Here is a 26,591-nt window from a genome sequence, read left to right as displayed (position 1 = left end):
CAATGCAACATATTTTAGTAGAGAATTTTCTGGAGATCCTCCGAAACAGCGATGTGGATTTAGAGGAAAACTTTGAATTGGAAGTGAATCCAAAATTTCTGGATCAAAAAGGGAAAAATTGGCTTCAAGAAGTTTTTGAAGATTTAGGAGGAAATGGTAAAACCCCGCTTTTAGAAAAGCTGAAATTTGACTGGAAAATCAATCGATTTTTGTTCTTATTTGACTTTCATCTTCATTTTAACAGATATAGATTAACTACTTTTAGATCAGATCTTTATCATGAAATGAATTTTCCTTTTGTGGATGCACATAGAAGGCTTTGTAGAACCTACGAAAAGGAATGCCTGAAAGCTGGAATGCAAAGTAGAATTTGGAATGGTCCTCCGATTGCACAGACTTGGTTTGGAGAAGCTTCTGATGCTGGAGATTTCTCAGGAAATGGTGCGACGGGTTGGAAATTGCAAGCCTATAATGATGTCCAAACTGACCTGCAAACCAGAATCCATGGTTTTAAATTAGTTCGCCTGTCGCCATATGAAACCATCATGACTGGCGGAAGTCTTAAGCGATTGGATCAGCTTCTGGTCAATCCCAATGAAGAACAGCAGCAAATGCTATTGAATTGGTTTATAAGAAAATTGGCCTAATCTTTTCCCGAAAAATCTGAATACGAATGAAAAACATCTTTTTTAGCCTACTATTTCTAGTTTTTTCTCTTCAAGTACTAGCTCAAGATGTTCTGAGGATTTCAGATCGTATTTCTGAAATTGACGAATCCAATATTTTCAAAACTGAAGGGTATTATAATTGGGGAGGTTCAATCATAAAAGGAGATGATGGGAAATACCATCTTTTTTATAGCCGATGGCCCAAGGAAAGTAAGTTTACAGGTTGGCTTTTGTTCTCAGAAATAGCTCACGCTATTGCAGATTCGCCTTCTGGACCATGGACTTATGTAGAAACGGCGCTTGAGGGGAGAGGAAAAGGAAATTGGGATGCGATTACTGCTCACAATCCAAAAATTAAGAAGTTCGGCGATACCTATTACCTCTATTATATCTCCACCAATTTGGGAGAAGATCAGAATTACAATTCTGAAGATCTAATGGAAATCGCTCAAACTGGCTATTCTCATCCAGATTGGAAGATTTTGAGACCAAATCAAAGAACCGGAGTTGCCATTTCTAAAAGTTTAAATGGCCCTTGGCAAAGGAAAGATTCGCCTTTAATTGAGCCTTCTGGTCCGATTTCCACCTTGACTGTAAATCCAGCTATCACCCAAGGACGAGATGGGGAATTTTATCTAATCGTAAAAGGAGATAAACCAAATGAGACAAGATTCATTCGCAATCAGGCAATGGCAATAGGAGAGAAGCCTGATGGTCCCTTTGAAATCCTTCCCAAAGCTGTAATTGATGATTTGGATACAGAAGACATGTCACTTTGGTATGACGAGACCTTGGATCATTATTATGCAGTTTTTCATGCGCATGGTTTTATAGGTATGATGAGTTCTCCAGATGGAATTAATTGGGAAAAAGCCTCTGATTACGTACTCACACCCAAAGAACTCACAATGAAAGATGGTAGTATTTTGAAGCCAGATCGTTTGGAAAGACCTTTTGTGTTTCATGAAGATGGAAAAGTAATAGTCTTGGGTTTGGCTGGTAAAGTAGGAGATGAGTCTGTAGTGATTACAATTCCATTGAAATAAAAAAAAGCAGCTTTGAGCTGCTTGATTAAGAGAATAATCCAAAAATTTCTCGATGAACTTTTTCAAGGATTAGTGAAAAGTCCTCAGGATTTTCAACGAAATCTAACTTATTGACATCGACAATCAGAAGCTTTCCTTCTTTATAATTGGCTATCCATTCTTCATAATGGGAATTGAGGTTTTTCAAGTAATCAATTCTCATGGTAGTCTCGTAGGTTCTTCCTCTTTTTTCAATTTGTCCTACCAGTTTCGGAATATCTGCTTTCAGATAAATCAATAAATCAGGCGGATTGATATGCGGAGTCATACTTTCAAAAAGACTCTTGTAATTATAATAATCCCGCTCACTTAATAAGTGACTTTTATAAAGGTTTGCTGCGAAAATATAGGCGTCTTCATAGATAGTCCGATCCTGAACTGTATCGATTTGACTTTCTTGAATCCGCTTTATTTGATTGAATCTTGAATTGAGGAAATAAACCTGAAGATGAAAAGCCCACCTTTTCATATCCTCATAGAAATCAGGAAGGTAAGGGTTGTCATCTGCAGATTCAAATTCCGCTTGCCAGCCAAAATGTTTAGCCAGTTTTTCGGTTAAAGTGGTTTTTCCACTACCGATGTTGCCTGCAACAGCTATGTGCATTTTTCTTATTTCTTAAATCTTGAAGCTACTACCAAATCCTTGCTTCCTGGAGTGTATTTGTAAAAACCTTCACCGGTTTTGGCACCTTTGTAACCTGCTTCCACCATATTTACCAAGAGTGGACAAGGCGCATATTTAGGGTTTCCAAAACCATCATTAAGGACTTTCAATATTGAAAGGCAAACATCCAATCCTATAAAATCAGCCAGTTGCAAAGGCCCCATCGGATGAGCCATTCCTAATTTCATTACCGTATCGATTTCCTCAACTCCTGCTACTCCTTCGAATAGAGAATAAATCGCCTCATTGATCATCGGCATCAAAATTCTGTTTGCGACAAATCCAGGATAATCATTCACCTCAACAGGAGATTTATCCAAATCTTTGGAAAGGTTCATGACACTTTCGGTCACCTCATCAGAAGTCGCATATCCACGGATCACTTCAACAAGTTTCATCACTGGAACAGGATTCATAAAGTGCATCCCGATCACTTGCGTCGGTCTTTGAGTTACGGCCGCTATTTTTGTAATGGATATAGAAGAAGTATTGGTAGCCAAAATTGCCTCTTTTGGAGCATGTTGATCCATTTTTCTGAATAGATCGAGTTTAATCTCCAAATTCTCTGTCGCAGCCTCAATCGCCAAATCCACCGAAGTCAGACCTTTTTCTAGATCGGTAAAAGTGAAAATTCGGTCCAATGCAGCTCCTTTTTCATCCTCTGACAAAATCCCTTTGCTGATTTGGCGATCCATATTCTTGGCAATCTTATCGATTGCTTTATCCAAGTATTCCTGCTTAAGATCTATTAAAGAGACCTGATATCCATTTTGGGCAAAAACGTGAGCAATTCCATTTCCCATGGTTCCAGATCCGATGACTGCAATGTTCTTCATAATTCAATTTTTGTTTGTATTTGGGTTTATCCTTGACGACGGTTTTTTAGCCGCCATTTCAAAACTACCTTTGGCAATAAAGAATTCCAATTTTATCAGATCTTTCCTGACTACCATTGTCAGAATTTTTTCAAGGCCTATTTTGGATTAATCCCTACCTTTGAGCTATGAAAGAACTAGGACAGATCAGTCGCCTTCCCATCAATCGCTTTACAGATTTTGGTGCTTACCTCGAATTGGAATCAGGAGAGGAAGTTTTGCTTCCCAAAGGATACCTAAGTGGGGATGAGCGAGAGGATGATTATGTACAGGTTTTTGTCTACACAGATAGTGAAGATAGACCTGTCGCAGTGACTGATACTCCCAAAGCTATAGTGGACGAATGGGCTGTCATGGAAGCCAAAGAAGTTACTTCGTTTGGTGCCTTTATGGATTGGGGCTTGCCAAAGGATCTTTTGGTACCTAACTCAGAAATGGGGAAAGACATGGAAGTCGGTCGGAAATACCTTGTTCGCGTCTGTGTTGATTACCGTTCCAATCGTTTGATTGGAAGTAGCAAGCATAGAGATTTTATCATTCCAGCTACGGATGATTTCAAACCGGGAGACGAAGTGGATGGTTTGATTTATGAAAAAACTGATTTGGGCTTCAAAGTTTTAGTGGATGATGAATTTGAAGGTTTGATTTATTCCAATGAGGTGTTTCAACCCATCGAAATAGGAGAGAGAAGGAACCTGTTTGTCAAAAAGAAGAGAGATGACGGAAAATTGGATCTTCAACTATTACCTACCGGAAGAGTAAAGTACGAAGAAGGAGCTGAGAAAATCTTGGCGATTTTGAAAGAGAAGAAGTTCTTGCCACTTCATGATAAGTCCGACCCCGAAGAAATCAAAAAAGTGCTTTCTATGAGTAAAAAGCACTTCAAACAATGCATTGGTCAGCTTTACAAAGCACGTGAAATCCAGATTTTAGAGGACGGAATCGCCTTGCCTTAATTGAGTTTTAGAATATCACTTGGAGTTCGGCAAAGGATGGCTTTTTTGCGAAAAAGCACAATCGGAGCTTTGATCAAATAAGGATAATTAATCAAAATATTGAGCCAGCTTTCATGGTCCCAGTTTTTACCTGCGATCAGTCGTTGGTAATCGGGATGAGCCCGGTTGAGTAGGTCTTTAGGGCGTAGATTGAGTAGGAGCAAAATCTGATTCCATTGAGTGGGAGTCATTTTTTGAGAAACCACATCTATTTCATGAATGAATTTGGCTACCGAATGAGCATAAGCTTTCGTCTGTTTGTTGATAGGTTGAGCTGAATTATGATAGTAATAAAGCTCTGAGGGATGAGTTTTCATAGGTATTTGGGTTTAGCTTACTTAATATACCTAATTTTACAAACAATTGAAATACAGTTTGTTATAAAATTTATTAACGCATTTTGGATTTAGAATTATTCCAGAGGGAAAGCAAATCTGATTTTCCTGCCAATAAAAAACTCAAAGACAGGCTTCGAAAAGTAAAGCCTAAAAAGCTCGATGAAGAATTTGAAAATCTTCATGAGGAAGTCTTTGAGGAAATTGACTGCCTGGAATGCGCCAATTGCTGTAAGACGACCAGTCCTATTTTTTTACAAGTTGACATTGATCGTTTGGCTAAGGTTTTTAGACAGAAAAGCAGTGCATTTATCGATGAATACCTTCACAGGGATGAAGAGGGGGATTATGTTTTGAATTCTTCGCCTTGTCCTTTTTTAGGAAGCGACAATAAATGCTTGGTTTATGAGGACCGACCAAAAGCTTGTCGGGAATACCCTCATACCAACAGAAAAAATATGCATGGGATTTTGGGCCTAACACTTAAAAATACGTTGGTTTGTCCCGCAGTTTTCAAAATTTTCCAGCAGATTGCTAAAGATTATAGGAAGTAAAGCAATTTTTTGGCTTTTTTGGGACTCAAACCTATAAATAACAAAATGGATAAAGCAGTGACGCACTTTTTAGGAGTGGATGTAGGAGGAACCCATCTGAAGATTGGTCTAGTTGATAAAAACGGACAAATTGTTGATTTTCAGAAAGAAGATACAACGCCATTTAGAGATCATAAGGATGGATTTGGGCCTGCTTTTATCGCTGGATTAGCTAAATATTTCGAGAAATACCCAGAAGTAGAGAAAGTAGGCATCGGTTTACCGGGCTTAATCAGTAAGGATCGTACTACTCCATTGGAAATTCCCGCAATTCCAGGATTAAATAATTTCAATTTGAAGGAAGGCCTAAAAAATGCCTATCCAGATAAAGAATTCTTTTTGGAAAATGACGCTGCTGCTGCTGCCATTGGAGAGTTCTATTTTGGAAAAGACAATCCTTCAGATAATTTCCTTTTCATCACCATGGGAACCGGGATCGGTAGTGCCTTGGTATTGGATGGAGAGGTTTTCAAAGGTTCCAGAGGAAATGCCATGGAAATGGGCCATATGCTTTCCAAAGGAAGTGCGCGATTGGAAACTTTGATTGGTAGAAAAGGGATTTTGGATATCCTTGAGCGAATGATCGCTGCCTATCCTGAAAAGGCCGGAAGATTGGAAGGTGCTGAGCTTGGAACCCACCTTTTAGTAGATACCGCCAAAGAAGGCAATGAAGTTTCCTTGATGGTTTTCAAAGAGGTAGGCTTAATGCTAGGTGAGGCAATTGTATCTACGATTCGTATCCTCGATGTGACAGAAGTCTATTTCGGTGGGGGTATTTCAGCAGGTTTGGAATTTATGCTTCCTGAAATCGAGCGTACAATTAGACAGTACTTGACTATCTATTACAATAAAGACTTAGTGTTGAAGAAGGCGACTTTGGAAAACAATGCAGGAACCCTTGGAGCGGCTGCTCTTTGTTTTATGGGTTCAGGGTTGTAACAGTCACCTCAGAAACTTTAGAAATAGCATTCATTCGGAAAAGAACCTTGAGGGGTTCTTTTTCTGGTTTTACACCATCACAGTTTTCGCTAGGTTCAAAATAGTAGAAAAAGAAGCTTTGGCTTTTATCGACTAATTCAACTCTATCTGGTCTTCCAAAAGTCTTGATCAAAGCTTGGTTGTCAGCACCTAGGAAGGTGTTTTTTATTTTTTCAAATTCCTCCAAATCCTGAAGGCGAAGTCCTTTGCATCCGTATCTATCACCTTTCCAATTTTCAATATTGATAGCTCCTGTATCTAATTTAGAAGAACAGGAAGTTCCGATCATGATCAATAAAAAGGCGGTAATGCTCAAATACTTCATGGAGAAATGGATTCTTTATTCGGCTGCAAATGTACTGAGCTTTCTTTTTCTATGTAGGAAAAACCTGATTTTATCTCAATGGGAGAAAAATCAGTGCTAATTTGCAGGAAAGGCTAATTCGCTTAGGTTCACGGATTTTCATATTTGAGACAAATATTGTCGGAGTACCAGCTTGAATTGCTGCCCATCTGTTTGATCAAATCCTGTATATTAGCACATTCAATTACCCATTTCATATGTATTACAGATTCGGGAAGTTCTTCTACTTCGTAAGTATCATCATATTCCTCTTTTTCCTACTGTATTTTTATGCAGCTATGACCGATCAGCTCACTTACAGATTGGGAGAAAGCGGAGAAACCGTATCAACCATTGAGAAGAATTCCTTCTTTTATGCCATGATCGCAGCATTTGTTCTCTTAAATGCATTTACGATCCTTCCTCCAAAATTGCTGGAGACCAAGACAAGCAAAAGATTACACAGAGTTTTCCCAGTAGGTGACAACTACAGAGATTATCTATTGGCTTGGTTTTATTCCTTTGGAGGGGTGATCAATTTTAGTTTGGCAGTAGTGGTTCTATACATTCATTCGATTAACAATCAGCAAGAAATAACTCCAGATAATTTTAGTTTCTTCTTTTATCTGATTCCAGTTTTATTGGTGATCTGGATTATCGCACTCTTTTTGCTTTTTGCAGGGAAAGCCAAACAACTGCAAAAAGGCTCTTAAGTATTGAATTATGGCAGAAAACGTAAAATATACAGAGGATAGTATCAAGTCCCTTGATTGGCGAGAACACATTCGGTTGAGACCGGGTATGTATATCGGTAAGCTTGGAGACGGTAGTGCCCAGGATGATGGGATTTATGTTTTGGTAAAGGAAGTTTTGGATAACTCCATCGATGAACACATGATGGGGTATGGACGAACGATCGATGTTAAGATTTCTGAGCATAAAGTTGAAGTACGTGATTATGGTCGTGGTATTCCCTTGGGAAAAGTTATCGATTGCGTCTCCAAAATCAATACCGGTGGTAAATATGACTCAGGTGCTTTCCAAAAATCAGTTGGTCTGAATGGGGTCGGTACCAAAGCCGTCAATGCACTTTCCGATTATTTCAAAGTTCAGGCTTTCCGTGATGGTGAAACCAAAATAGCCGAGTTCGAAAAAGGAGTTTTGAAGGAGGATAGACCTATCGATAAAACTTCTGATAGAAACGGGACTAAGGTCATTTTTACCCCAGATGCCAGCATTTTTAAGAATTATCACTTTATCCCTGAATATCTTGAAAATCAGATATGGAACTATGCCTATCTGAATGCTGGATTGACGATCAATTACAATGGGAAAAAGTATTTCTCAGATAAAGGTTTGTATGATCTTCTTTCCAATAAGGTAGAAGAGGAGAGCATTCGATATCCGATTATCCACTTAAAAGGGAATGATATCGAATTGGCGATAACTCACTCAAATCAATACGGTGAAGAATATTATTCCTTTGTAAACGGACAATACACGACTCAGGGAGGAACTCACTTGGCAGCTTTCAGAGAGGCTATCGTGAAGACTATCCGTGAGTTTTTCAAAAAGGATTATGATGCCTCTGATATTCGTCAGAGTATCGTAGCCTCTATTGCAGTAAGAGTTCAAGAGCCGGTTTTTGAATCTCAAACCAAAACCAAACTGGGTTCGCATTCCGTAGGTCCTGATGGCCCTACTTTAAGGACCTTTGTGAATGATTTCGTCAAGACAGAACTTGATAATTATCTCCATAAAAATCCTGCTGTCGCTGATGCTTTATTAAAGAGAATCCTTCAATCTGAAAGAGAGAGAAAGGAAATCTCCGGTATCAAGAAATTGGCGAATGAAAGAGCCAAAAAGGCCAATTTGCATAATAAGAAGCTTCGTGATTGTCGCGTTCATTACGATGATAATAAGGCAAATGAGGAAGTGAAAAACAATACCATGTTGTTTATCACAGAAGGGGATTCGGCTTCAGGATCTATCACCAAATCCAGGGATGTTCAGACTCAGGCAGTTTTCTCTTTGAGAGGAAAGCCGTTGAACTGCTTCGGGATGACCAAAAAGGTGGTTTATGAAAATGAAGAATTCAACCTTCTACAGCACGCACTGAATATCGAAGACGGAATTGATGGATTGAGATATAGAAAAATCGTTATTGCAACGGATGCCGATGTGGATGGTATGCACATCCGATTGCTTATCATGACATATTTCCTTCAGTTCTTTCCTGATTTGGTAAAAAATGGTCACTTATTCATTTTGGAAACTCCGCTTTTCCGGGTAAGGAATAAGAAAGAAACCATTTATTGCTATACCGACGAAGAAAGACAAAGAGCAATACATAAACTAGGAAATAAGCCTGAAATCACCCGTTTCAAAGGATTGGGAGAGATTTCTCCTGAAGAATTTGGTGGTTTTATAGGAGATGATATCCGTTTGGAACCAATCATTCTGAATAAGGAAACCAAGATTTCAGAGCTTTTGACTTTCTACATGGGGAAAAACACTCCAAATCGCCAGAACTTCATTATCGACAATTTGAAAGTTGAAAAGGATTTGGCTTTGGAAGATCCAAAATCTGAAGAACCTGAAGAAGAGGCTGCTTAATGCGGCCCTTTTTAGCTTTGGGTAAAACCAAGTAATCAATAAAATTAGATTTGAATAGAGTTAGGCGTTCCTGACTTTTTAGAATAGTGGATGAATTAAATGAGCGAAGAAACTAACAAACCTGAAGAATCTGACGACAGTTTACACACTTCGGTTCCAGTAACCGGGATGTACAAAGACTGGTTTTTGGATTATGCTTCTTATGTAATTTTAGAGCGTGCAGTTCCTGCCATAGAAGATGGATTGAAACCGGTGCAAAGACGTATTCTTCATGCGATGAAGGAGATGGATGATGGCCGATTCAACAAAGTAGCCAACATCATTGGTCAATCCATGCAGTATCACCCTCATGGTGATGCTTCTATTGGAGATGCCATTGTGAATTTAGGTCAAAAAGACCTTCTGATCGAAACTCAGGGAAACTGGGGTGATATCCGAACTGGGGATAGTGCCGCTGCAGCTCGATACATTGAAGCCAGACTTTCCAAATTTGCTCTTGAAGTAGTCTTTAATCCACAGACTACAGAGTGGCAACTTTCCTATGATGGTCGAAAAAGAGAGCCTGTTACACTTCCTGTGAAGTTTCCACTTTTGCTTGCTCAAGGAGTAGAAGGGATCGCTGTAGGTCTTTCCACTAAAATCCTTCCTCACAATTTCATCGAACTTATCGAAGGGTCTATCGAGATCCTAAAAGGAAATAAAACCAATGTTCTTCCAGACTTCTTGACTGGTGGTTTGGCTGATTTCAGCGAATACAATGAAGGAGTAAGAGGAGGAAAAGTAAAGGTTCGAGCAAGAATTGAGGAAGAAGACTCTAAAACTCTTTTAATTAAGGAAATACCATACGGAACGACTACTGATTCTTTGATTGATTCTATCCTGAAAGCAAATGATAAAGGAAAGATCAAAATCAAAAAAGTAGTAGACAATACTGCGAAGGATGTAGAGATCCAGGTTCATTTGGCTCCGGGAACTTCACCTGATGTGACAATTGATGCACTCTATGCATTTACGGATTGCGAAGTTTCTATTTCCCCAAATGCTTGTGTAATTATTGAAGACAAGCCTGTTTTCCTTTCGGTCAACAGAATTTTGGAATACAATACCAAGCAGACTAAAGCCCTTCTGAAAAGAGAGCTTGAAATCCGTAAAGCGGAGTTGATGGAGAAGTTGCTATTCTCTTCCTTGGAGAAAATCTTTATCGAAAACAGAATCTACCGAGACATTGAAGAATGTACCACTTGGGATGCTGTTTTAGAAGCGATTGATCAAGGACTGGAGCCGTATAAGCCAGACTTTTATCGAGAGATCGTTCAGGATGATTTGATTCGATTGACAGAGATCCGAATCAAAAGGATTTCCAAATTCGATACTTTCAAAGCTGATGAATTGATGAGGAAGCTTCAGGAAGAGTTGAAGGAAGTGAATTACAACCTGAGACACCTGACTGAATACGCTATCAAATACTATCAGAATTTGCTGGCTAAATATGGCAAAGGAAGAGAAAGAAAGACTGAAATCAGGGCTTTCGATACGATCCAAGCCTCTGTAGTAGCAGCAAACAATGCCAAGCTTTATGTCAATAGGAAAGACGGTTTTGTCGGTTTTGGTCTAAAGAAAGAAGAGTTCGTTTGTGATTGTTCTGACTTGGATGATATCATCGTGATCCGGAAGGATGGCAAAATGATGGTTTCCAAAATACAGGACAAAAACTTCATGGGGAAAGATATCCTTCATGTAGGGATTTATAGAAAGACAGATGAAAGACTGACTTTCAATATGATTTATCTGGATGGAGCTTCCGGTAGAGCCATGGTGAAAAGATTTCAGCCTGGAGGTGTTACTCGAGATAAAGAATATGACCTGACTAAGGGAACTAAAGGCTCTAAGACACTTTACCTGACTGCTAATCCAAATGGAGAGGCAGAGATCATTACTGTTTACCTAACTCAAGGAGCTAAGGCTAGAGTTAAGGTTTTTGATTTTGAGTTTGCCAGTATTGAGATCAAAGGAAGAGGAGCTGGAGGTAATATCTTAACCAGATACCCAGTAAGGAAAATCCAGTTGAAAATGGAAGGTGTTTCTACCTTGGGAGGATTGGATATTTATTATGACCCTGTAGTAGGTAGGTTGAATACCGATCAAAGAGGAAATCTGATTGGAAATTTCTTAGGTGAGGATAAGATTTTGGTTTGCTATAAATCTGGCGAATATGAGTTGACCAATTTTGAATTGACCAATCGCTATGAGCCTAAAGAAGTCCTTTTGATTGAGAAATTTGAGCCTGAGAATGTGCTTTCGGCCGTCTACTATGATGGAGGAAGTAAAACATACTACGTGAAGCGGTTTATGATTGAAACGACTTCACTCAACAAGAAATTTAACTTTATAACAGATCATCGCTCTTCTTACTTGAAAGTGATTTCTTCTGAAAAACAGCCACAGGTAATGGCCCGCGTTTTGAAAGGAAAGGAGGAAGAAACTTTGGAATACGATCTGGATATGATTATTGATGTCAAAGGCTGGAAGGCCATGGGAAATAAATTAAGTACCTATGATGTCAAAGAGGTTAGTCTGATTGTTCCGGAGAAAGCACCCACCGAAGAAAAAGGAGAGGGAGATGGGAGTGAGGCTTCCGATGATGAAGATTTGGAAGTAGGTAGCACCATCGACCTTTCGCCGAAGAACGATGATGAAGAACAGTTGGGACTCTTTTGAAAGCCCAAGACCATTGATTATGAATTATGAAAATGGCCCAATAGATCAAGGATTACTGGATTATTTAGACCAGTATATCACAGATCACAAGAAATCAGTCATGGAGCGAGTTCTGAAAGACAGGACTCGCCATTTTACCGTGGTTTTGGAAGATATCTACAAACCCCACAATGCCAGTGCGGTATTGAGAACCTGTGATTGCTTTGGGCTACAGGATATTCATGTGGTTGAAAAGACCAATCAATACAAAATCAATCCTTATGTAACCCGCGGAGCATCTGAATGGGTTGATATCCATAAGTATTTTTCTCCTGCCGGTAATGCAGTGAAAGACTGTTTCAATTCTCTTAAATCTAAAGGGTATAAAATATTGGCTACCAGTCCAAATGCTGATTCAGTTTCAATTTATGATTTAGATCCTAATCAGAAGACCGCTTTGGTCTTTGGGAATGAACATGAAGGTGTAAGTGAAGATGTAAAAGATCAAGCAGATGGGTTAGTACACATTCCCATGTTGGGTTTTACAGAGAGCTTTAATATTTCTGTATCTGCTTCCATCTTTCTTTATGATCTGGTGAGAAAAGCTAAAGAAAGCCTTCCAAAGGATTTTTATCTTTCAGAGGAAGAAAAGCAACAATTGAGACTAAAGTGGTACAGACAAATTGTGAAGCGTTCTAAGCTTCATGAAAAGATGTATTGGGATTCTAAGAACAAATAAGTTATTTCTTTTCAAAGATTGATTTAAGCTTTTGATCGATAGGTACTTGGTCCTTTTGATTATTAGCTCTTCTACGCTGTCTCTGACGCTTCTTTTGTGTTTTTCTATCCAATAGTACCATTCGTACTGAAACGCCTGCTTGACCGCGGAAAAACTCTTCTCTTCCAACAATGTTGATATTGGGCTTGTAATCAAAGGCAATCACTGTTTTGAGTAGTGTCAATTCCAATCCAAGTATGAAATCCGTTCCCATGGTTCTATTTCCATAGGTTTGGATGATTTCCTTTCGGGTTTTGTCTTTAATGAAGCTTTCTTCATTACCAAAAGAAATACCTGCTCCATAGTAGTAATTCAGCCTTTTGGAAAGAAGAGGACGATGAAATTCATAAAGTAAGTGAGCTGTGGTGTTGGTAGAAAAATCTGACTGGAGGATTCCTTCCAAGGTTCCTCTTTTGGTAATTCTTTGTTGAAAAGTAAGTCCAACTGTTCGCCCTAAATCATTATTGCCAAGGCGTAAACCTAATGAGTTTCCATAATGCTGAGCATTCCCCAGAATGGGTAAAAGTGGGAAAAGTATAAACAATAAATAGAATCTTTTCATAGCTACATACTTAGTGGGAAAGCCCAAAACGCAATAACTATTCCAAGAATTGTTAAAAAAAAAGCCCCTTCGAGAGGGGCCTATTTTTAGTCTTCGCTAATTACAATCTTTTCAATCACATCACCAGCTCTTATTGCGTCAATGACTTCTAGTCCTTCTACGACTTTTCCAAAGCAAGTATGGTTTCTATCCAAGTGTGCAGTATTGTCTCTGCTATGACAGATAAAGAATTGAGAACCTCCGGTGTTTCTTCCAGCATGAGCCATAGAAAGTACTCCACGATCGTGATATTGGTTTCCACCCGTCAACTCACAATCAATTTTATATCCAGGACCACCTGCACCATTACCGATAGGACAACCTCCTTGAATCACAAAGTTTGGAATCACTCTGTGGAAAGTAAGTCCATCATAAAATCCCTTTTTGGAAAGATCTACAAAGTTTTTGACGGTATTCGGAGCATCATTTTCATAAAACTCCACTTTCATGGTTCCCTTTTCGGTAATAATTTCTGCAGTTTTCATAGGCATGCACTTAATCTATATTTATAAGGATGGCAAAATTATACTTTTCTATGAATTTTTTGTCCTGTAACTATTTCTTTCTGATGATATTATTGGACTTATTTTTTCTCCCACAACCTGTAATTTGTGCTTATGGACTAGAAATGAGAATTTTATAATTTTTATAAAAAAAGCCTACTTCAAAAAAAGTAGGCCTAGGTTAATTTTGGGTTAGTATTTTTTAAGGATTCGGAGCTCCTTTTAGAATGTCATCAGATGCAAAAGACATAAATTGATTGAAGTTTTTCACAAAAGCAAGCGCTAATTCATGAGCTTGTTTATCGTATTCTGAAGGGTCAGACCAAGTGGTACGAGGATTTAGCACTTCAGAGGGAACAGATGGACAGGACTGTGGAACCTGAACTCCAAAGACTTGATGAGTCTTGAATTCTACATCATTTAATTTCCCTTCTAAAGCAGCTGTAATCATTGCTCTGGTATAAGACAGTTTCATCCTAGAACCAATGCCATAAGGACCTCCAGTCCATCCCGTATTGATTAGCCATACATTGGTGTCATATTTCTCCATTTTTTCACCAAATAGAGTAGCATACTCAGTTGGATGGAGAGGAAGGAAAGCTGCCCCAAAACAGGCGGAAAAGGTCAATTTGGGCTCAGTGATACCCATTTCAGTTCCTGCAACTTTCGCTGTATAGCCTGATATAAAATGATACATTGCCTGACTCTTATTCAATTTTGAAATAGGCGGAATGACTCCAAAAGCATCTGCTGTAAGGAAGAAGATGTTTTTTGGAATTCCTGCCATTGATGGCAACTGAGCATTTGGAATATAATGGATAGGGTAGGCAGTTCTGGTGTTTTCAGTGACTGATCTATTTTCATAATCCACCTCTCTAGTTCCAGGCTTGAAGCGCGTATTTTCTACAACTGATCCAAATCGAATAGCATCCCAAATCTCTGGCTCTTTTTCACGAGTCAAATCAATGACTTTCGCATAGCATCCTCCTTCAAAGTTGAATACACCGGTTTCAGTCCATCCATGCTCATCGTCACCAATCAAATTTCTATTCGGATCTGCTGAAAGGGTTGTTTTTCCAGTGCCGGAAAGACCAAAGAATATCGCTGTATCATCATCCTTTCCCACATTGGCCGAGCAATGCATGGATAGAACATTTTTCTCATGAGGCAGGATAAAGTTCAAGACTGAAAAAATTCCCTTTTTCATTTCACCTGCATAGCCAGTTCCACCAATCAGGATCATTCTTTTGGAAAGATTCAGAATTGCGAAATTCGAGTTCTTGGTACCATCAGTCACTGGGTCCGCTTTGAAATCAGGAGCGCAGATGATGGTAAAGTCCCGAATAAAGTTGTTTAATTCATCATGTTCAGGTCTTAAGAACATGTTGTGGCAAAATAAATTATGCCAAGCCAAGGTGTTGATCACTCGAATGTTGAGTCGGTGTTCAGGATCTGCTCCAGCAAAAGCATCTCTTACGAATAGATCTTTATCCTGTAAGAAGGCTTTCATTTTTCCTAGAAGCTGATCAAACTTTTCACCATCAAAGGGGATGTTGATATCTCCCCACCAAACTGCATCGGATGTCTTTTCATCTTTCACGATGTAGCGGTCTTTTGGAGATCTACCGGTAAACTTACCTGTGTCTGCCATCAAGGCTCCTGTTGATGTAAGGCTTCCTTCTTTTCTGGCTAAAGCATGCTCAACCAACTCAGCTGGAGGGAGGTTGAAATGAATTTTTCCACTTGTTTCCAAGTCGAGGTAACTCAAAGGAGAGGTCTGGATGTCCAGAGCTAAATCCTGCATAAATATTTGGGTTTACAAACTGAAAATTGTCTCCCCAAAATTAGATAAAATGAGTTAATAGAAAATGAAAAAATGTTTAAAATTTCGCATTTCAATCGATTACGAAGAAAATTCCATCTTTTATTTGGGGCATTATTTTAATAGCTGATTTTCCTCATATTTTTTGCTTAAAAATCCTGTTTTTTGAAGCTTTTATCAGCCATTTAAAAGAAAGCTTTTTGAAGAACCTGTCATTTTATTTTATCATTGTGAAATTATATACACCTAAATCAGAGATTAATTGGAAAATACAGTCAACCCCCTTCAGGACGAGCCAACTATTTTTGGACATCCTAAGGGATTATTTTATTTGTTCTTTGCAGAACTATGGGAGAGATTCAGTTTTTATGGAATGCGAGCATTGCTCACACTCTATATGGTGGATGTCATATTCGAAGCTTTAGCGGATAGAGATTATGCCACTGCAGCAGTATATGCATCTTATGGATCCCTAGTTTATGCATCTACAGTCATTGGAGGTAGGATCTCAGATAAGGTTCTGGGAATGAGAAACTCCATTTTCTTGGGTGGTATCCTGATGTCAATAGGCCATTTTGTTTTAGCGATAGAAAACGATGTGGCCTTTTTTCTTGCCTTATCTTTCATCATCGTGGGTAATGGCTATTTCAAACCAAATATTTCAACTTTTGTAGGAACACTTTACCCAGATGGAGATTCTCGTAAAGATTCAGGCTTTACCATCTTTTATATGGGAATCAATATAGGTGGATGGATTGCTCCACTTCTTTGCGGCTGGTTGGCAGCTACCTATGGCTGGCATTATGGTTTTGCTTTGGCAGGATTCGGCATGCTTTCAGGTTTGATTTTCTTCTGGAGCGGTATCAAAAATGGAGTTTTTGGCGAAAGAGGATTGCCTCCTGTGAATAGCTCTATAGATGAAAAACTTTTGGGAGTTAAGAACAGATACATGATCCCTGTGATTTCTGTTTTGGCTGTGCCTGCTGTGGCTTTCTTGCTTTCTTCTTACAAAGCTTTGGGAGCGGAAGGTACTTTCTTCGGTGATCAAAATATCGTGAATGTCATATTCAAATTGGTAGGTGTTGGTATTTTATCTTATTTGGGATATATCATGTTCCAGGCGACAGCTGACGAAAGGAAGAAGCTTTTTGTAGCTGTGTTGATCACCTTCTTTATGACGATTTTCTGGGGCTTCCATGAGCTTTCTGGAAGTGTAATTACTTTGTTTGCGTCTAGAAATGTGGATTTGGAAGGTATTATGTCTGCTTCCCAGACCAATTCACTAAACTCCATGTGGATCATTATTTTGGCCATTCCGATTTCAATGCTTTGGACTAACCTTTCCAAAAAGAATTTGAACCCAAGAACTCCCTACAAATTTGGCCTGGGTCTAGTGATAGCGGGTATCAGTTTTTATGTTTTGGCAATTAGTGGAAACTCCGCAAATGAGTCAGGCTTGGTACCATTTACCTATCTGTTATTGATGTACTTCTTGCTTTCTATTGGAGAATTGTTCATGTCTCCTGTGGGACTTTCCAAGATCACAGATTTATCTCCAAAGCGGATTGTAGCCTTTATGATGGGGGTTTGGTTCCTTTCTTCTGCTTTCGCTTTCCAAGTAGTAGGATTTATTGGAAAACAGTTGGCAATTGAAAGTACCGAAAAGAATATCGGAGGTTTTGATACCTTGACAGTTTACACTGACGGATTCTTATTGATAGCAAAATATGCCTTGGGAGCTGGAGCTTTAGTTTTACTAGCCTCACCATTTATAAAGAAACTAATGGGCAATGTCCATTAATTGAAAAAGCCGGCTCAGCCGGCTTTTTTTATATCCATTTTTTTCAATTATTGAATCGACTTTTCTTTTTCATCGACCCAATCCTTGATCTTCTTTTGTATCTGATCAAGAGAATCGCGATCAAATACTTTTCCTTTAAAAATTACAGATTCAATAGCTCTTGTATTTTTAATGTCCTCCAATGGATTCGCCTTAAGGATTAAAAGGTTTGCAATTTTTCCAGCAGAGACAGATCCATAAGAATCCAATTTGAAATAGGAGGGACCATTGATAACAGAAGCTGTTAAAGCCTGTTGAGGTGTCAATCCATACTGAACCATTTTCTCTAATTCCAAATGAATAGCCCATCCCGGGTAGTCATAAGAATTCAAATATCCAGCATCAGTTCCAGCATAAATCTTCATTCCTGATTGTTGGATTAAAGGAAGCATTTCTGTTGCCGCTTCAAAACTTTCAACTCGATTTTGACGGGATTCAGGACTATCATTCTTTAGTCTCTCTATTCTCCAGGAATAGCTTTCTTTCAACTTTGGACCTAGGTAATCCAACATGGTATCCTGTTCAAATTTCCCTGGTTCCCAGTAAGCGATATTGTCACTGATCAAAAGAGTAGGAACAATCCCTGTCCCTAGATCTCTTAATTTTTCAAGGTTTTTAAGAGTTTTAGCTTCTGAATCCGCTTTGATGCGGGTGATATATCCCAAATGCTCAATGGTGGTCAGTCCGGCGTCTGCCAAGTCAAATAACTCAAGTTGGGAAGGAATATGAGCTGAGACACTCCAGCCTCGAATAGATGATTCTTTGACTGCTTTTAAAAAGAGCTCAGGTTGAAGCGCATTATCCGTGATTTTGATAAAATCCACTTGAAGCTGCTGTAAGGAATCCAAAGCCAATTCTAATTCTTCCTCAGTTTCTATTTCCAAATCCCCAGGCCAAATAGATTCCTTTCCTTCCAGCTTGGGCCCAGAGGTATAGAGTTCTGGTCCCAATCTTTGACCTGATTGGATTTCATTTCTCCATTTTAATACATCCAAGCTAATGTCACCTGCAGCATCTCTCACAGAAGTGACGCCTAAACTGAGATAGAGTGGAAGTAATTGCTCATTTTCATCAATGTATTCTGCACCTCCAAAATGGACATGGTTATCCCATAAACCAGGCATGATAAAATGGTCTTTACCATCAATTTCTTGCTTTCCTTGAGAAGTTGCCGCCTCAGAAGTAGCAATGATTTTGATTATTCGATCATCATTGATTAGGATGGTTTGATCAGAGATAACTTGATTATGCTGAATATCAATAATACCAACTGAAGAGATTTTCAGATCATAAGTTTCAGTCTCCTTTTGACAGCTGAAAGAGAGAATACATAAACCTATTATAAGGTGCTTTTTCATCAAAATAGACTGGTCTGTACAGTGGTTGGTTTACTTGCCTGGATTGTACCTCTCAACATTTCTTGCATCAATTTGATAAATCCCGGTTCCCAGCTTTCAGGATTGATCTTTATTTCTTTTCCTTCATACTCGATCGGACCGCGCATTTTTTCGAAACCTATCATCATACTCCAAATGGTGAAAAAGGTAATCTCTGGCTGTAGTTCTGGACGAATACTTCCGTCTTTGATCCCTTGGCTAATCATGGCAATTCCCAGTTTGGCCGGCTCATGATGGATTTCCAATAACTTTTGAAAATGGACACTTTCCAAAATCTTTGGATCTATTCCTTCACGTCCTTCCTCTGAATTGTACTGTTTCATCAAGTCAAGAAATGAAATAATGGAATCATACAGAATCTGATTGGTTTTTGCGAAAGCTGAAATACGAATCACCAGGTCACTCATTAATTGTAAACCTGACTTTCCTCTATTTCTATACACTTCACGAAATTCGTCCTTCAATTGGTCAAAAGCCTTTTTGGTCAAAGCCATAAATAAGTCTTCTTTGTTCTTATAATAAAAGTAGCTTAGGCCTTTACTGATGCCTGCCTTTTTAGCAACATCCTCCATTCGAGTTGCCTGAAATCCTTTTGTGGTAAAAAGAGAAATAGCTGAATCTAGGATGAGTTTCTCTTTGTTTTTTTCGCCCGCCATACTGAAGTTTTAAATTTTAAAAAGCTCTGTAAAGATATTAAACCTGGGTCAAAAAGACGAGTTAAACGCGGGTCAATTTTTGAGAAAAAGGAATAAAAAAAGGCCTTTGAAATTAATCAGAGGCCTTTTTGATTGGGTATCATAGGTTTAGATGATTTCCACAATGAAGTAGTTTTTCTTCCCTTTTTGTACCAATAGATATTTTCCTTGAAGCAGGGCAAAGGATACCGGGGCATTCGGATCACCTAGTTTTTCCTTGTTCACACTTACTCCGCCTCCTTGAATCATTTTTCTAGCCTCACCTTTAGAACCGAAGATCACTCCTTGGGAGATTTCACCAAATAGATCCAGCGTGTTTTCTAAAGCTTGGTAATCTGCAGCAGAGATTTTCACCTGAGGAACTCCATCAAATACTTGAAGGAATGTTCTTTCGTCCAAAGATGCCAAGTCCTCAGTGGAAGACTTTCCAAAAAGGATATCAGAAGCTTTTACGGCCATCTCATAATCTTCAGCACTGTGAACCATGATAGTCACCTGCTTGGCGATTTCTTTTTGCAAAGCTCTTTGATGAGGTGCTTCAGCATGCTCTTTTTCCAAATTCTCAATTGTTTCTCTATCCAAAGTGGTAAAGATTCTTATGTATTTGGAAGCGTCCTCATCAGAAACGTTCAACCAGAATTGGTAGAAAGCGTAAGGAGATGTTTTCTCTGGATCCAACCAAACAGATCCACCTTCGGTTTTCCCGAATTTGGTTCCATCGGCCTTAGTGATCAAGGGAACAGTCAAAGCGTAAGCGCTTCCACCACCCATTCTTCTGATCAACTCGGTTCCGGTTACGATATTTCCCCATTGATCAGATCCTCCAAGTTGGATGCTGCAATTGTTGTTTTTCCAAAGGTGGAAGAAATCATACCCTTGGATCAATTGGTAAGAAAATTCAGTGAATGAAAGTCCGTTTCCGTCCTCCAATCTTCTTTTAACTGAATCTTTTGCCATCATATAGTTTACAGTGATGTGCTTTCCTACATCTCTGATAAATTCCAAAAAGGAAAACTGGGCCATCCAGTCATAATTATTGACCAATTCAGCTTTGTTTTCAGTTCCTTGACCAAAGTCCAGGAATTTGGCTAATTGGTTTTGGATGGAAGCCACATTATGATCCAAAGTTGCCTTGTCCAAAAGGTTTCTTTCAGCAGATTTGAAAGAAGGATCACCGATCATTCCGGTCGCTCCACCTACCAAAGCAAACGGCTTGTGACCAGCTCTTTGAAAATGGAGCAGGGTCATCACACCCACCAAATGTCCAATATGAAGTGAATCCGCAGTAGGGTCAAAACCCAAATAAGCAGAAGCCATTCCTTTATTGAGGTGTTCTTCAATTTCTGGGGTCATATCCTGGAGCATTCCTCTCCAGCGCAATTCTTCAATAAATGGATTCATCTTGATAATTTTTACAAGCCGCAAATATAGGCTTGTCCTTGGAAGGATGGAAGAAAATTGAAAAAGGTTTCTTCAGGATTACCGCTCTTCCGTAATTTTTTATGTCCGTCCAAAATAGGTTACCAGCATTTCAAAAATGATTACTTTCATGGTTTAACCCAAAACTTATGAGAAATCTACAATTGATAGGGTGCTTATTGTTGACTTGGTTTTCACCTTTTCTTACGCAAGCTCAAAATGCCCCTCAATGGATGAGATATCCAGCCATTTCACCTGATGGAAGTACGATCGCTTTTACTTATAAAGGCGACTTGTATACGGTGGCTAGTACTGGTGGCGAGGCCAATCAGATTACATTTCATGAAGCTCATGATTATAAGCCTGTATGGAGCCCTGATGGTCAAAAGATTGCTTTTGCCTCTGATCGATATGGAAACTTCGACATTTTCTTGATGGATGCTGCAGGTGGTCCTGCTGATCGCTTAACGTACCATTCCAATGATGAGCAGCCTTTTGATTTTTCTTCAGATGGAAAAGAAGTGATTTTCGGAGCTGTTCGAATGGATTTGGCTGCGCACAGACAATATCCAACCGGTTACCTTCCTGAATTGTATCAGGTTCCAGTTACTGGTGGAAGAGTAGATCAGATCTGGACAATTCCAGCAGAATACGTTCAGACTAGTAAGGATGGTCAAAAAATGATCTACCATGATAAAAAAGGTGGAGAAAATGAGTGGAGAAAACATCATCAGTCCGGAGTGGCTAGAGATATTTGGATGTATGATGCCTCATCAAATTCTCATCAAATGCTCAGCACATTTTATGGAGAAGATAGAAACCCTGTCTTTTCTCCCGACGAGTCAGAGCTATTCTATTTGAGTGAGCAGAATGGGACTTTCAATGTATTTTCCATGGATTTGGCTGACCCATCCAAAACTCAGGCATTGACAAATCTGGAAAAATTTCCAGTTCGTTTTTTAAGTATTGCTGATAATGGATTGATGTCCTTTAGCTATGATGGTGAATTATATACTTTGAAAAAAGGGGATACCCCAAAAAAGCTTTCCGTTTCTATTAAAACTCAGGACATCTCCAATTCTGATAATTACATTTCTATCAACGGAGGAGTTAGAGAAATGAGCATCTCTTCTGATGGAAAAGAAATCGCATTCATAGCCCGTGGAGAGGTGTTTGTTACTTCTGTTGATGGATCTTTGACTAAAAGAATTACCAATACTCCTGAGCAGGAACGATTTGTAGAATTTGCTCCTGATGGCAAATCAGTCATCTACTCTTCAGAAAGAGATGGGAAATGGCAGATTTTTAAATCCACCAAAGTGCGGGCCGAAGAGCCATTTTTCTTTGCTTCTACACTTTTGAAGGAAGAGCCTCTATTGACTGTTTCAGAGGATGCTTATTTGCCAAAGTTATCTCCAGATGGGAAAAAACTAGCTTATATCGAAGGAAGAAGAACTTTGAAAGTGGTGGATTTGGCTTCCAAAGCGGAAGTAACTTTGATGACTCCAGAGCAATTGTTCCATATGAGTGATGGAGATCAGTATTTTACATGGAGTCCTGATAGTAAATGGTTGTTGGCATCCTATAGACCTACTATGGCCAATTCTGAAGTTGTGTTGTTGGATGCCAGTGGGAAAGAGCCATTCAAAAAAATCACTCAAAGTGGATATAGCGATGACCGTGCGACTTGGGTTAATGATGGAAAGCAAATGCTTTGGTTTTCCAATCGTGACGGATTGAGAAGTTACGCGACTTCAGGTAGAAGTGAAGATGATGTCTATATGCTTTTCTTTGATCAGGAAGCTTGGGACCAATTTAACCTTTCCGATGAAGATTATAAGTTGAAGAAGGAGCTTGAGAAAGTGGGTAAAAAAGAGGAAAATAAAGATGAGGATAGTAAATCGGATTCTGATAAGAAAGAAGTGAAACCACTAGAATTTGACTGGGATGGAATCGAAGATCGAAAAGCGAGGTTAACGATTCACTCAAGCAATTTAGGTGATGCCGTTTTGAGTAAAGATGGAGAGAAGCTTCTTTATTTGGCTCGTTTTGAGAAAGGAATGAACTTATGGAGTACAAATCTTAGAACCAAAGAAACCAAACAGGAAATTGCTTTAAATGCAGGTTATGCCCGTTTGGTTTGGGATAAGGATATGAAAAGTCTCTATATGCTTAGTGATGGAAGCATTTCCAAAATCAATCCTGAATCTATGAAGCGAGAATCTATCAAGATCAATGGCGAAATGACTTTTGATAAGGATGCTGAGTTGGCTCACTTATTTGATCACGTTTGGCAGAGAACCCAAGGGATTTTCTACACACCTGATATGCATGGGGTAGATTGGGAGCAGTCCAGAATAGATTATCAAAAGTACTTACCTCATATCGGTAATAACTATGAATTTGCTGAAATGATCTCTGAAATGATTGGTGAATTGAATGTTTCTCATGCTGGTGCTCGTTATTCCAGATCTATTCCAATGGCTGATCAGACCGCTTCATTAGGTGTGTTTTGGGATTACAGCCATCAAGGAAATGGATTAAAAATCACAGAAGTCATTTCTGGAGGACCTTTAGATAAATCTAATCTTAATATTTCCCCTGGTATGATTATTCAAAAAATCGATGGAGAAGTGATTAGCCCAAATGTTGACTTTGCCAAATTGTTGAACAGAAAGTCAGATAAATTTACGCTAGTTGAGATTTCTGATGCATCTGGTGGAAATACTCAACAACTGACCGTAAAACCGATTAGTTTGGGTGAAGAAGGTCGATTATTGTACAAAAGATGGGTAAAAAAGAACCAGATGGAAGTTGCAGAGAAAAGTGGTGGGAAGCTGGGGTATGTCCATATACCAGGAATGAGCGATGGACCATACAGAAATGTCTATGAGGAAATGATGGGTAAATACCATGATACAGATGCTGTGATCGTCGATACTCGTTTTAATGGTGGGGGAGACTTGGTTGCTGATTTGGCCATGTTCTTCACTGGGGATAAGTTTTTGACTTATGCTACTGCAGCTAGAGAAGTGGGGTACGAACCGACAGCAAGATGGACCAAACCAACCTTAGCTATGTTTAATGAAGCCAATTATTCAGATGGACATTGCTTTGCATGTGGGTATACTGATTTAGGAATTGGGAAGACAGTAGGGATGCCGACTCCTGGGACTTGTTCATTTGCTGGATGGGAAGGTTTACCAAATGGGGTAAGATGGGGAGCTGTTCCGATTTCTGCAAAAAATAAAGCTGGGGAGTGGTTAGAAAATAATGAAACTCGACCACAATATGAGGTAAAAAATATGCCTGGACAGATTGATCAGGGAATAGATCAACAATTGGAAAAAGCTATTCAGGAATTATTGCTGGAAGTGAAGTAACAAAAAATGCCGGTTTCAGGCCCGGCATTTTTTTTCGTTTTTCTCAATATTTATTATTGATAAGTCTTATTGTTTAAAGACTCATCATTTTTAAAGAATTGAGACATTTTAGCGAAAGAACTATCAAAGTATCCTTCTAACATTTTCTTGATGATGAATGTACGATATTCATCTTTAGACACGATTGGGAAGTATTCATGACTTTTTCCATAAGACTTATGGCTTACAAATCCTTTTCTTTCCAAAATTCTTACGATAGTGGAAACGGTGTTGTAAGCGGGCTTAGGCTCTGGCATTGGGGTTAGGATGTCTTTGACAAACCCTCTCTCAATGTCCCAGAGAATTTGCATGATCTCTTCTTCAGCTCTGGTTAATGGTTTCATAAGGTGTTAAGTTTTAATTTATTAGAAAATTATTGCTTTAGTTCCTTATATCCAAAAAATATTTAATAATATATTATGTGTTTTAGTTATAAAAAATTTAATTGATTGAATATTAGTGAAATAAAAAAGGGGCTTTAAATAAGCCCCTTTTATTTATGTAGTTTTTAATTTTATAATTCCTGATGCATGTAATAACTTAACTATTGGATAAGTTGGGTCAAATTCATACCATTTCACAGCAAAATTTGGTCTGTTTGGTAGTTTATGATGATTATTTTGGAATAATTCACCAAGCATCAATAAATCTAATAATAAACTGTTTTTAGATTTATCATTATTGTCAAAGTTAGCATATCCATATTTATGTCCACTCCAATTGACAATGGCACCATGCACAGGACCCATCAAAAAATGAATTGGAAGTAGAAAATACATCCACCAATGAGTGCCAGGTAGTTCGAATACTGAAATACATAAAACATAGATCAGGACATAAAGCAATCCCCAAGCAACTCTGACTCCCATATTGTCTGCAAATCGATCGAATTTATTCCAATCGGGAATATCTTTTGAGAATCGTTCTTCTGGCTTTAATTTGAAGCTGAAGTAATCGTTGTAAATGTTTTTGGTTTTCCACATCATGGTAAAAAGATTCTCAGTGTGGTGTGGGCTATGAGGATCTTTTGGTGTGTCACTGTAGGCATGATGCATTCTATGCAAAATCGCATAGGCTCTAGGAGAGAGGTAAGAACTACCTTGCCACATCCAGGTGAATAGGTAGAAGAATCTTTCCCAGAATTTTGTCATGACAAACATTTGATGTGCTGCGTATCTGTGCAGGAAGAAGCTCTGGCAAAACAGGGAAAAATACCAGTGCAATAAGAAGAAGATAATGATGATCACTCGGTACTTGGATTTGGTTAATTTTTTTGCAAATATACGGGCTGAAAGACCAATTTTAAAGCCAAAAAGGAAACTTGCTTTCCTGTTCCTTCATGATTTAAATCATTTTTCGATTATTTTGGAGTAAATATTCGAAATTATGGCACAGCAAGATAAAGCATCTTCATTTTTAGTTAAAATCGTTTTAGGAGGCATTTCGGTCCTAATTGCTGAATTTTTTCTCTCAGGAATTCACATCGATAGCTGGATTACCGGCTTTTTATTAGCAGCAATTTTGATCCTAATCAATTTAACGATTAAGCCCTTGATGATTGTATTAACTCTCCCTTTGACGCTAATCACTTTCGGTCTGTTTTTACTAGTGATAAATGCTTTAGTTATTATGCTGGCAGATAAGATTATTCCAGGTTTTCAGGTAGATGGTTTTTGGTGGGCTTTGTTGTTTGCAATTGTATTGAGTATAATAAACTCTCTATTTGGAAATAACCTGAACTCAAACTAAAGTAATTGTATGATCTCCTTCTCTTCTGTAGATCTTCCAATCACCATTTTTTGTTTTTGCCTTGATAGGATCTAAGGATTGGGGAATTACTATTTTTAATATGCTTTTTTCTTCATTTTCATAAGGACTTGGATTAGGATCCACCCATCTTATGACTTCTATTTTTATTTTTGGTTCAGGAAAACAATAAGAGCTAATTGCTGAATTAATCATATAGATTTCTTCATCTGGATCGATCCCAATTATTCTTTTTTGATCAGAAATTCCCACTACTAATATACCTCCTTCTGCATTTGCTAAAGAGGAAATAGTTTTGGCTATTTTTTCGTTTGAAGACACCTTTTGCTTGAATTCCAGATAGATACCTTCCTTTGATTTAAGCAAAGTATTTACAAATTCTTCATCAAACTTTTCTGACTTTTCTTTACTCATTTATATTTTGCTTGTATATTCCTTGGTAAATCACTTCCGAAAGCTATCTTTCCTAAGTGAAATCTAATTATCCATAATTTTTAA

At 38.5% G+C, this 26,591-nt stretch carries 25 protein-coding genes; 12 read left to right on the top strand and 13 right to left on the bottom strand.

All coding sequences use genetic code 11. The features are described from left to right. Positions 1–2: 2 nt before the first annotated feature. Positions 3–647 (top strand): DUF7255 family protein, encoded by a 645-nt coding sequence (locus tag BUF13_RS03650; RefSeq protein ID WP_073570366.1) that lies wholly within the window; start codon positions 3–5, stop codon positions 645–647. Between the two features lie 26 nt (positions 648–673). After that, positions 674–1,714: a glycoside hydrolase family protein gene (locus BUF13_RS03645; RefSeq protein ID WP_073570365.1), complete on the top strand. Its 1,041-nt coding sequence runs from the start codon at positions 674–676 to the stop codon at positions 1,712–1,714. 25 nt (positions 1,715–1,739) lie between these two features. Here the strand turns inward: BUF13_RS03645 and BUF13_RS03640 are convergent, their stop codons facing one another. Together BUF13_RS03640 and BUF13_RS03635 are read right to left on the bottom strand one after the other, a co-directional pair. Further along, positions 1,740–2,357: a deoxynucleoside kinase gene (locus BUF13_RS03640; protein WP_073570364.1), complete on the bottom strand. Its 618-nt coding sequence runs from the start codon at positions 2,355–2,357 to the stop codon at positions 1,740–1,742. Positions 2,358–2,362: 5 nt separating this feature from the next. Beyond that, positions 2,363–3,253 (bottom strand): 3-hydroxyacyl-CoA dehydrogenase family protein, encoded by an 891-nt coding sequence (locus BUF13_RS03635; RefSeq protein ID WP_073570363.1) that lies wholly within the window; start codon positions 3,251–3,253, stop codon positions 2,363–2,365. Between the two features lie 167 nt (positions 3,254–3,420). On the opposite strand from BUF13_RS03635, the gene BUF13_RS03630 reads away from it, so the two are divergent. Beyond that, positions 3,421–4,248, top strand: coding sequence for a CvfB family protein (locus BUF13_RS03630; protein ID WP_073570362.1), 828 nt, complete (start codon positions 3,421–3,423; stop codon positions 4,246–4,248). On the opposite strand, the gene BUF13_RS03625 is transcribed toward BUF13_RS03630, so the two are convergent. Continuing rightward, positions 4,245–4,604: an arsenate reductase family protein gene (locus BUF13_RS03625; RefSeq protein ID WP_073570361.1), complete on the bottom strand. Its 360-nt coding sequence runs from the start codon at positions 4,602–4,604 to the stop codon at positions 4,245–4,247. The genes BUF13_RS03630 and BUF13_RS03625 overlap by 4 nt on opposite strands. Before the next feature lie 83 nt (positions 4,605–4,687). On the opposite strand from BUF13_RS03625, the gene BUF13_RS03620 reads away from it, so the two are divergent. After that, positions 4,688–5,176 (top strand): YkgJ family cysteine cluster protein, encoded by a 489-nt coding sequence (locus BUF13_RS03620; RefSeq protein ID WP_073570360.1) that lies wholly within the window; start codon positions 4,688–4,690, stop codon positions 5,174–5,176. 45 nt (positions 5,177–5,221) lie between these two features. Beyond that, a complete protein-coding gene (locus BUF13_RS03615) occupies positions 5,222–6,154 on the top strand; it encodes an ROK family protein (RefSeq protein ID WP_073570359.1) in 933 nt (310 codons plus the stop codon). Here the strand turns inward: BUF13_RS03615 and BUF13_RS03610 are convergent. Further along, positions 6,135–6,518 (bottom strand): hypothetical protein, encoded by a 384-nt coding sequence (locus tag BUF13_RS03610; protein ID WP_073570358.1) that lies wholly within the window; start codon positions 6,516–6,518, stop codon positions 6,135–6,137. The two genes, BUF13_RS03615 and BUF13_RS03610, sit on opposite strands and share 20 nt — an antisense overlap. 236 nt (positions 6,519–6,754) lie before the next feature. Here BUF13_RS03610 and BUF13_RS03605 point away from each other — a divergent pair, with 236 nt between their 5' ends. The 4 genes from BUF13_RS03605 to BUF13_RS03590 all read left to right on the top strand — a co-directional run bounded on the left by BUF13_RS03605 (position 6,755) and on the right by BUF13_RS03590 (position 12,588). Next, on the top strand, positions 6,755–7,249 hold the full coding sequence (locus BUF13_RS03605; RefSeq protein ID WP_073570357.1) for a DNA topoisomerase IV: 495 nt from the start codon (positions 6,755–6,757) through the stop codon (positions 7,247–7,249). Positions 7,250–7,259: 10 nt separating this feature from the next. Continuing rightward, positions 7,260–9,152 carry a DNA topoisomerase IV subunit B gene (locus tag BUF13_RS03600; protein ID WP_073570356.1) on the top strand — a complete coding sequence of 631 codons (1,893 nt, stop codon included), beginning with the start codon at positions 7,260–7,262 and terminating at the stop codon, positions 9,150–9,152. 99 nt (positions 9,153–9,251) lie between these two features. Continuing rightward, positions 9,252–11,870 (top strand): DNA gyrase/topoisomerase IV subunit A, encoded by a 2,619-nt coding sequence (locus tag BUF13_RS03595; RefSeq protein ID WP_073570355.1) that lies wholly within the window; start codon positions 9,252–9,254, stop codon positions 11,868–11,870. After that, positions 11,842–12,588 carry a TrmH family RNA methyltransferase gene (locus BUF13_RS03590; protein WP_317129053.1) on the top strand — a complete coding sequence of 249 codons (747 nt, stop codon included), beginning with the start codon at positions 11,842–11,844 and terminating at the stop codon, positions 12,586–12,588. The genes BUF13_RS03595 and BUF13_RS03590 overlap by 29 nt, the downstream gene beginning before the upstream one ends. A 1-nt stretch (position 12,589) precedes the next feature. On the opposite strand, the gene BUF13_RS03585 is transcribed toward BUF13_RS03590, so the two are convergent. From BUF13_RS03585 to pckA, 3 genes are all read right to left on the bottom strand, one after another. Then, positions 12,590–13,189 carry a hypothetical protein gene (locus BUF13_RS03585; RefSeq protein WP_073570354.1) on the bottom strand — a complete coding sequence of 200 codons (600 nt, stop codon included), beginning with the start codon at positions 13,187–13,189 and terminating at the stop codon, positions 12,590–12,592. Between the two features lie 86 nt (positions 13,190–13,275). Then, positions 13,276–13,713: a peptidylprolyl isomerase gene (locus tag BUF13_RS03580; RefSeq protein ID WP_073570836.1), complete on the bottom strand. Its 438-nt coding sequence runs from the start codon at positions 13,711–13,713 to the stop codon at positions 13,276–13,278. A 220-nt stretch (positions 13,714–13,933) separates the two neighbouring features. Continuing rightward, a complete protein-coding gene (gene pckA, locus BUF13_RS03575) occupies positions 13,934–15,535 on the bottom strand; it encodes a phosphoenolpyruvate carboxykinase (ATP) (RefSeq protein WP_073570353.1) in 1,602 nt (533 codons plus the stop codon). Positions 15,536–15,815: 280 nt separating this feature from the next. On the opposite strand from pckA, the gene BUF13_RS03570 reads away from it, so the two are divergent. After that, positions 15,816–17,354: a peptide MFS transporter gene (locus tag BUF13_RS03570; protein ID WP_073570352.1), complete on the top strand. Its 1,539-nt coding sequence runs from the start codon at positions 15,816–15,818 to the stop codon at positions 17,352–17,354. A gap of 47 nt (positions 17,355–17,401) precedes the next feature. Here the strand turns inward: BUF13_RS03570 and BUF13_RS03565 are convergent, their stop codons facing one another. The 3 genes from BUF13_RS03565 to tyrS all read right to left on the bottom strand — a co-directional run bounded on the left by BUF13_RS03565 (position 17,402) and on the right by tyrS (position 20,886). Further along, complete coding sequence (locus BUF13_RS03565) at positions 17,402–18,751, bottom strand: amidohydrolase family protein (protein WP_073570351.1); 1,350 nt, start codon at positions 18,749–18,751, stop codon at positions 17,402–17,404. After that, positions 18,751–19,446, bottom strand: a complete 696-nt coding sequence (locus BUF13_RS03560) for a TetR/AcrR family transcriptional regulator (RefSeq protein WP_073570350.1) — start codon at positions 19,444–19,446, stop codon at positions 18,751–18,753. The genes BUF13_RS03565 and BUF13_RS03560 overlap by 1 nt, the downstream gene beginning before the upstream one ends. Before the next feature lie 147 nt (positions 19,447–19,593). Next, complete coding sequence (gene tyrS, locus BUF13_RS03555; protein WP_073570349.1) at positions 19,594–20,886, bottom strand: tyrosine--tRNA ligase; 1,293 nt, start codon at positions 20,884–20,886, stop codon at positions 19,594–19,596. Between the two features lie 167 nt (positions 20,887–21,053). On the opposite strand from tyrS, the gene BUF13_RS03550 reads away from it, so the two are divergent. Next, positions 21,054–24,287 carry a S41 family peptidase gene (locus BUF13_RS03550; protein WP_083586355.1) on the top strand — a complete coding sequence of 1,078 codons (3,234 nt, stop codon included), beginning with the start codon at positions 21,054–21,056 and terminating at the stop codon, positions 24,285–24,287. A 53-nt stretch (positions 24,288–24,340) separates the two neighbouring features. On the opposite strand, the gene BUF13_RS03545 is transcribed toward BUF13_RS03550, so the two are convergent. Continuing rightward, on the bottom strand, positions 24,341–24,670 hold the full coding sequence (locus BUF13_RS03545; protein ID WP_073570348.1) for a BlaI/MecI/CopY family transcriptional regulator: 330 nt from the start codon (positions 24,668–24,670) through the stop codon (positions 24,341–24,343). A gap of 153 nt (positions 24,671–24,823) precedes the next feature. Then, positions 24,824–25,573 carry an acyl-CoA desaturase gene (locus tag BUF13_RS03540; protein ID WP_073570347.1) on the bottom strand — a complete coding sequence of 250 codons (750 nt, stop codon included), beginning with the start codon at positions 25,571–25,573 and terminating at the stop codon, positions 24,824–24,826. A gap of 139 nt (positions 25,574–25,712) precedes the next feature. On the opposite strand from BUF13_RS03540, the gene BUF13_RS03535 reads away from it, so the two are divergent. Continuing rightward, positions 25,713–26,075 (top strand): phage holin family protein, encoded by a 363-nt coding sequence (locus BUF13_RS03535; protein ID WP_073570346.1) that lies wholly within the window; start codon positions 25,713–25,715, stop codon positions 26,073–26,075. Here BUF13_RS03535 and BUF13_RS03530 read toward each other — a convergent pair. Then, positions 26,067–26,507, bottom strand: a complete 441-nt coding sequence (locus BUF13_RS03530; protein WP_073570345.1) for an AlbA family DNA-binding domain-containing protein — start codon at positions 26,505–26,507, stop codon at positions 26,067–26,069. The two genes, BUF13_RS03535 and BUF13_RS03530, sit on opposite strands and share 9 nt — an antisense overlap. Between the last annotated feature and the right edge of the window lie 84 nt (positions 26,508–26,591).

The organism is Algoriphagus zhangzhouensis (genome assembly GCF_900148515.1).
GTDB classification, from domain to species: Bacteria; Bacteroidota; Bacteroidia; order Cytophagales; family Cyclobacteriaceae; genus Algoriphagus; species Algoriphagus zhangzhouensis.
This window is presented reverse-complemented; position numbering and strand designations above follow the sequence as displayed.

Bases quoted from the DNA above. Each gene is read 5' to 3' on its own strand.
- BUF13_RS03590 (WP_317129053.1), top strand. From the start codon at position 11,842: ATGATGAAGAACAGTTGGGACTCTTTTGAAAGCCCAAGACCATTGATT.
- BUF13_RS03630 (WP_073570362.1), top strand. From the start codon at position 3,421: ATGAAAGAACTAGGACAGATCAGTCGCCTTCCCATCAATCGCTTTACA.
- BUF13_RS03545 (WP_073570348.1), bottom strand. From the start codon at position 24,670: ATGAAACCATTAACCAGAGCTGAAGAAGAGATCATGCAAATTCTCTGG.
- BUF13_RS03605 (WP_073570357.1), top strand. From the start codon at position 6,755: ATGTATTACAGATTCGGGAAGTTCTTCTACTTCGTAAGTATCATCATA.
- BUF13_RS03585 (WP_073570354.1), bottom strand. From the start codon at position 13,189: ATGAAAAGATTCTATTTATTGTTTATACTTTTCCCACTTTTACCCATT.
- BUF13_RS03550 (WP_083586355.1), top strand. From the start codon at position 21,054: ATGAGAAATCTACAATTGATAGGGTGCTTATTGTTGACTTGGTTTTCA.
- BUF13_RS03650 (WP_073570366.1), top strand. From the start codon at position 3: ATGCAACATATTTTAGTAGAGAATTTTCTGGAGATCCTCCGAAACAGC.
- BUF13_RS03595 (WP_073570355.1), top strand. From the start codon at position 9,252: ATGAGCGAAGAAACTAACAAACCTGAAGAATCTGACGACAGTTTACAC.
- BUF13_RS03610 (WP_073570358.1), bottom strand. From the start codon at position 6,518: ATGAAGTATTTGAGCATTACCGCCTTTTTATTGATCATGATCGGAACT.
- tyrS (WP_073570349.1), bottom strand. From the start codon at position 20,886: ATGAATCCATTTATTGAAGAATTGCGCTGGAGAGGAATGCTCCAGGAT.
- BUF13_RS03600 (WP_073570356.1), top strand. From the start codon at position 7,260: ATGGCAGAAAACGTAAAATATACAGAGGATAGTATCAAGTCCCTTGAT.
- BUF13_RS03625 (WP_073570361.1), bottom strand. From the start codon at position 4,604: ATGAAAACTCATCCCTCAGAGCTTTATTACTATCATAATTCAGCTCAA.
- BUF13_RS03530 (WP_073570345.1), bottom strand. From the start codon at position 26,507: ATGAGTAAAGAAAAGTCAGAAAAGTTTGATGAAGAATTTGTAAATACT.
- BUF13_RS03535 (WP_073570346.1), top strand. From the start codon at position 25,713: ATGGCACAGCAAGATAAAGCATCTTCATTTTTAGTTAAAATCGTTTTA.
- BUF13_RS03645 (WP_073570365.1), top strand. From the start codon at position 674: ATGAAAAACATCTTTTTTAGCCTACTATTTCTAGTTTTTTCTCTTCAA.
- BUF13_RS03615 (WP_073570359.1), top strand. From the start codon at position 5,222: ATGGATAAAGCAGTGACGCACTTTTTAGGAGTGGATGTAGGAGGAACC.
- BUF13_RS03565 (WP_073570351.1), bottom strand. From the start codon at position 18,751: ATGAAAAAGCACCTTATAATAGGTTTATGTATTCTCTCTTTCAGCTGT.
- BUF13_RS03635 (WP_073570363.1), bottom strand. From the start codon at position 3,253: ATGAAGAACATTGCAGTCATCGGATCTGGAACCATGGGAAATGGAATT.
- pckA (WP_073570353.1), bottom strand. From the start codon at position 15,535: ATGCAGGATTTAGCTCTGGACATCCAGACCTCTCCTTTGAGTTACCTC.
- BUF13_RS03560 (WP_073570350.1), bottom strand. From the start codon at position 19,446: ATGGCGGGCGAAAAAAACAAAGAGAAACTCATCCTAGATTCAGCTATT.
- BUF13_RS03580 (WP_073570836.1), bottom strand. From the start codon at position 13,713: ATGAAAACTGCAGAAATTATTACCGAAAAGGGAACCATGAAAGTGGAG.
- BUF13_RS03640 (WP_073570364.1), bottom strand. From the start codon at position 2,357: ATGCACATAGCTGTTGCAGGCAACATCGGTAGTGGAAAAACCACTTTA.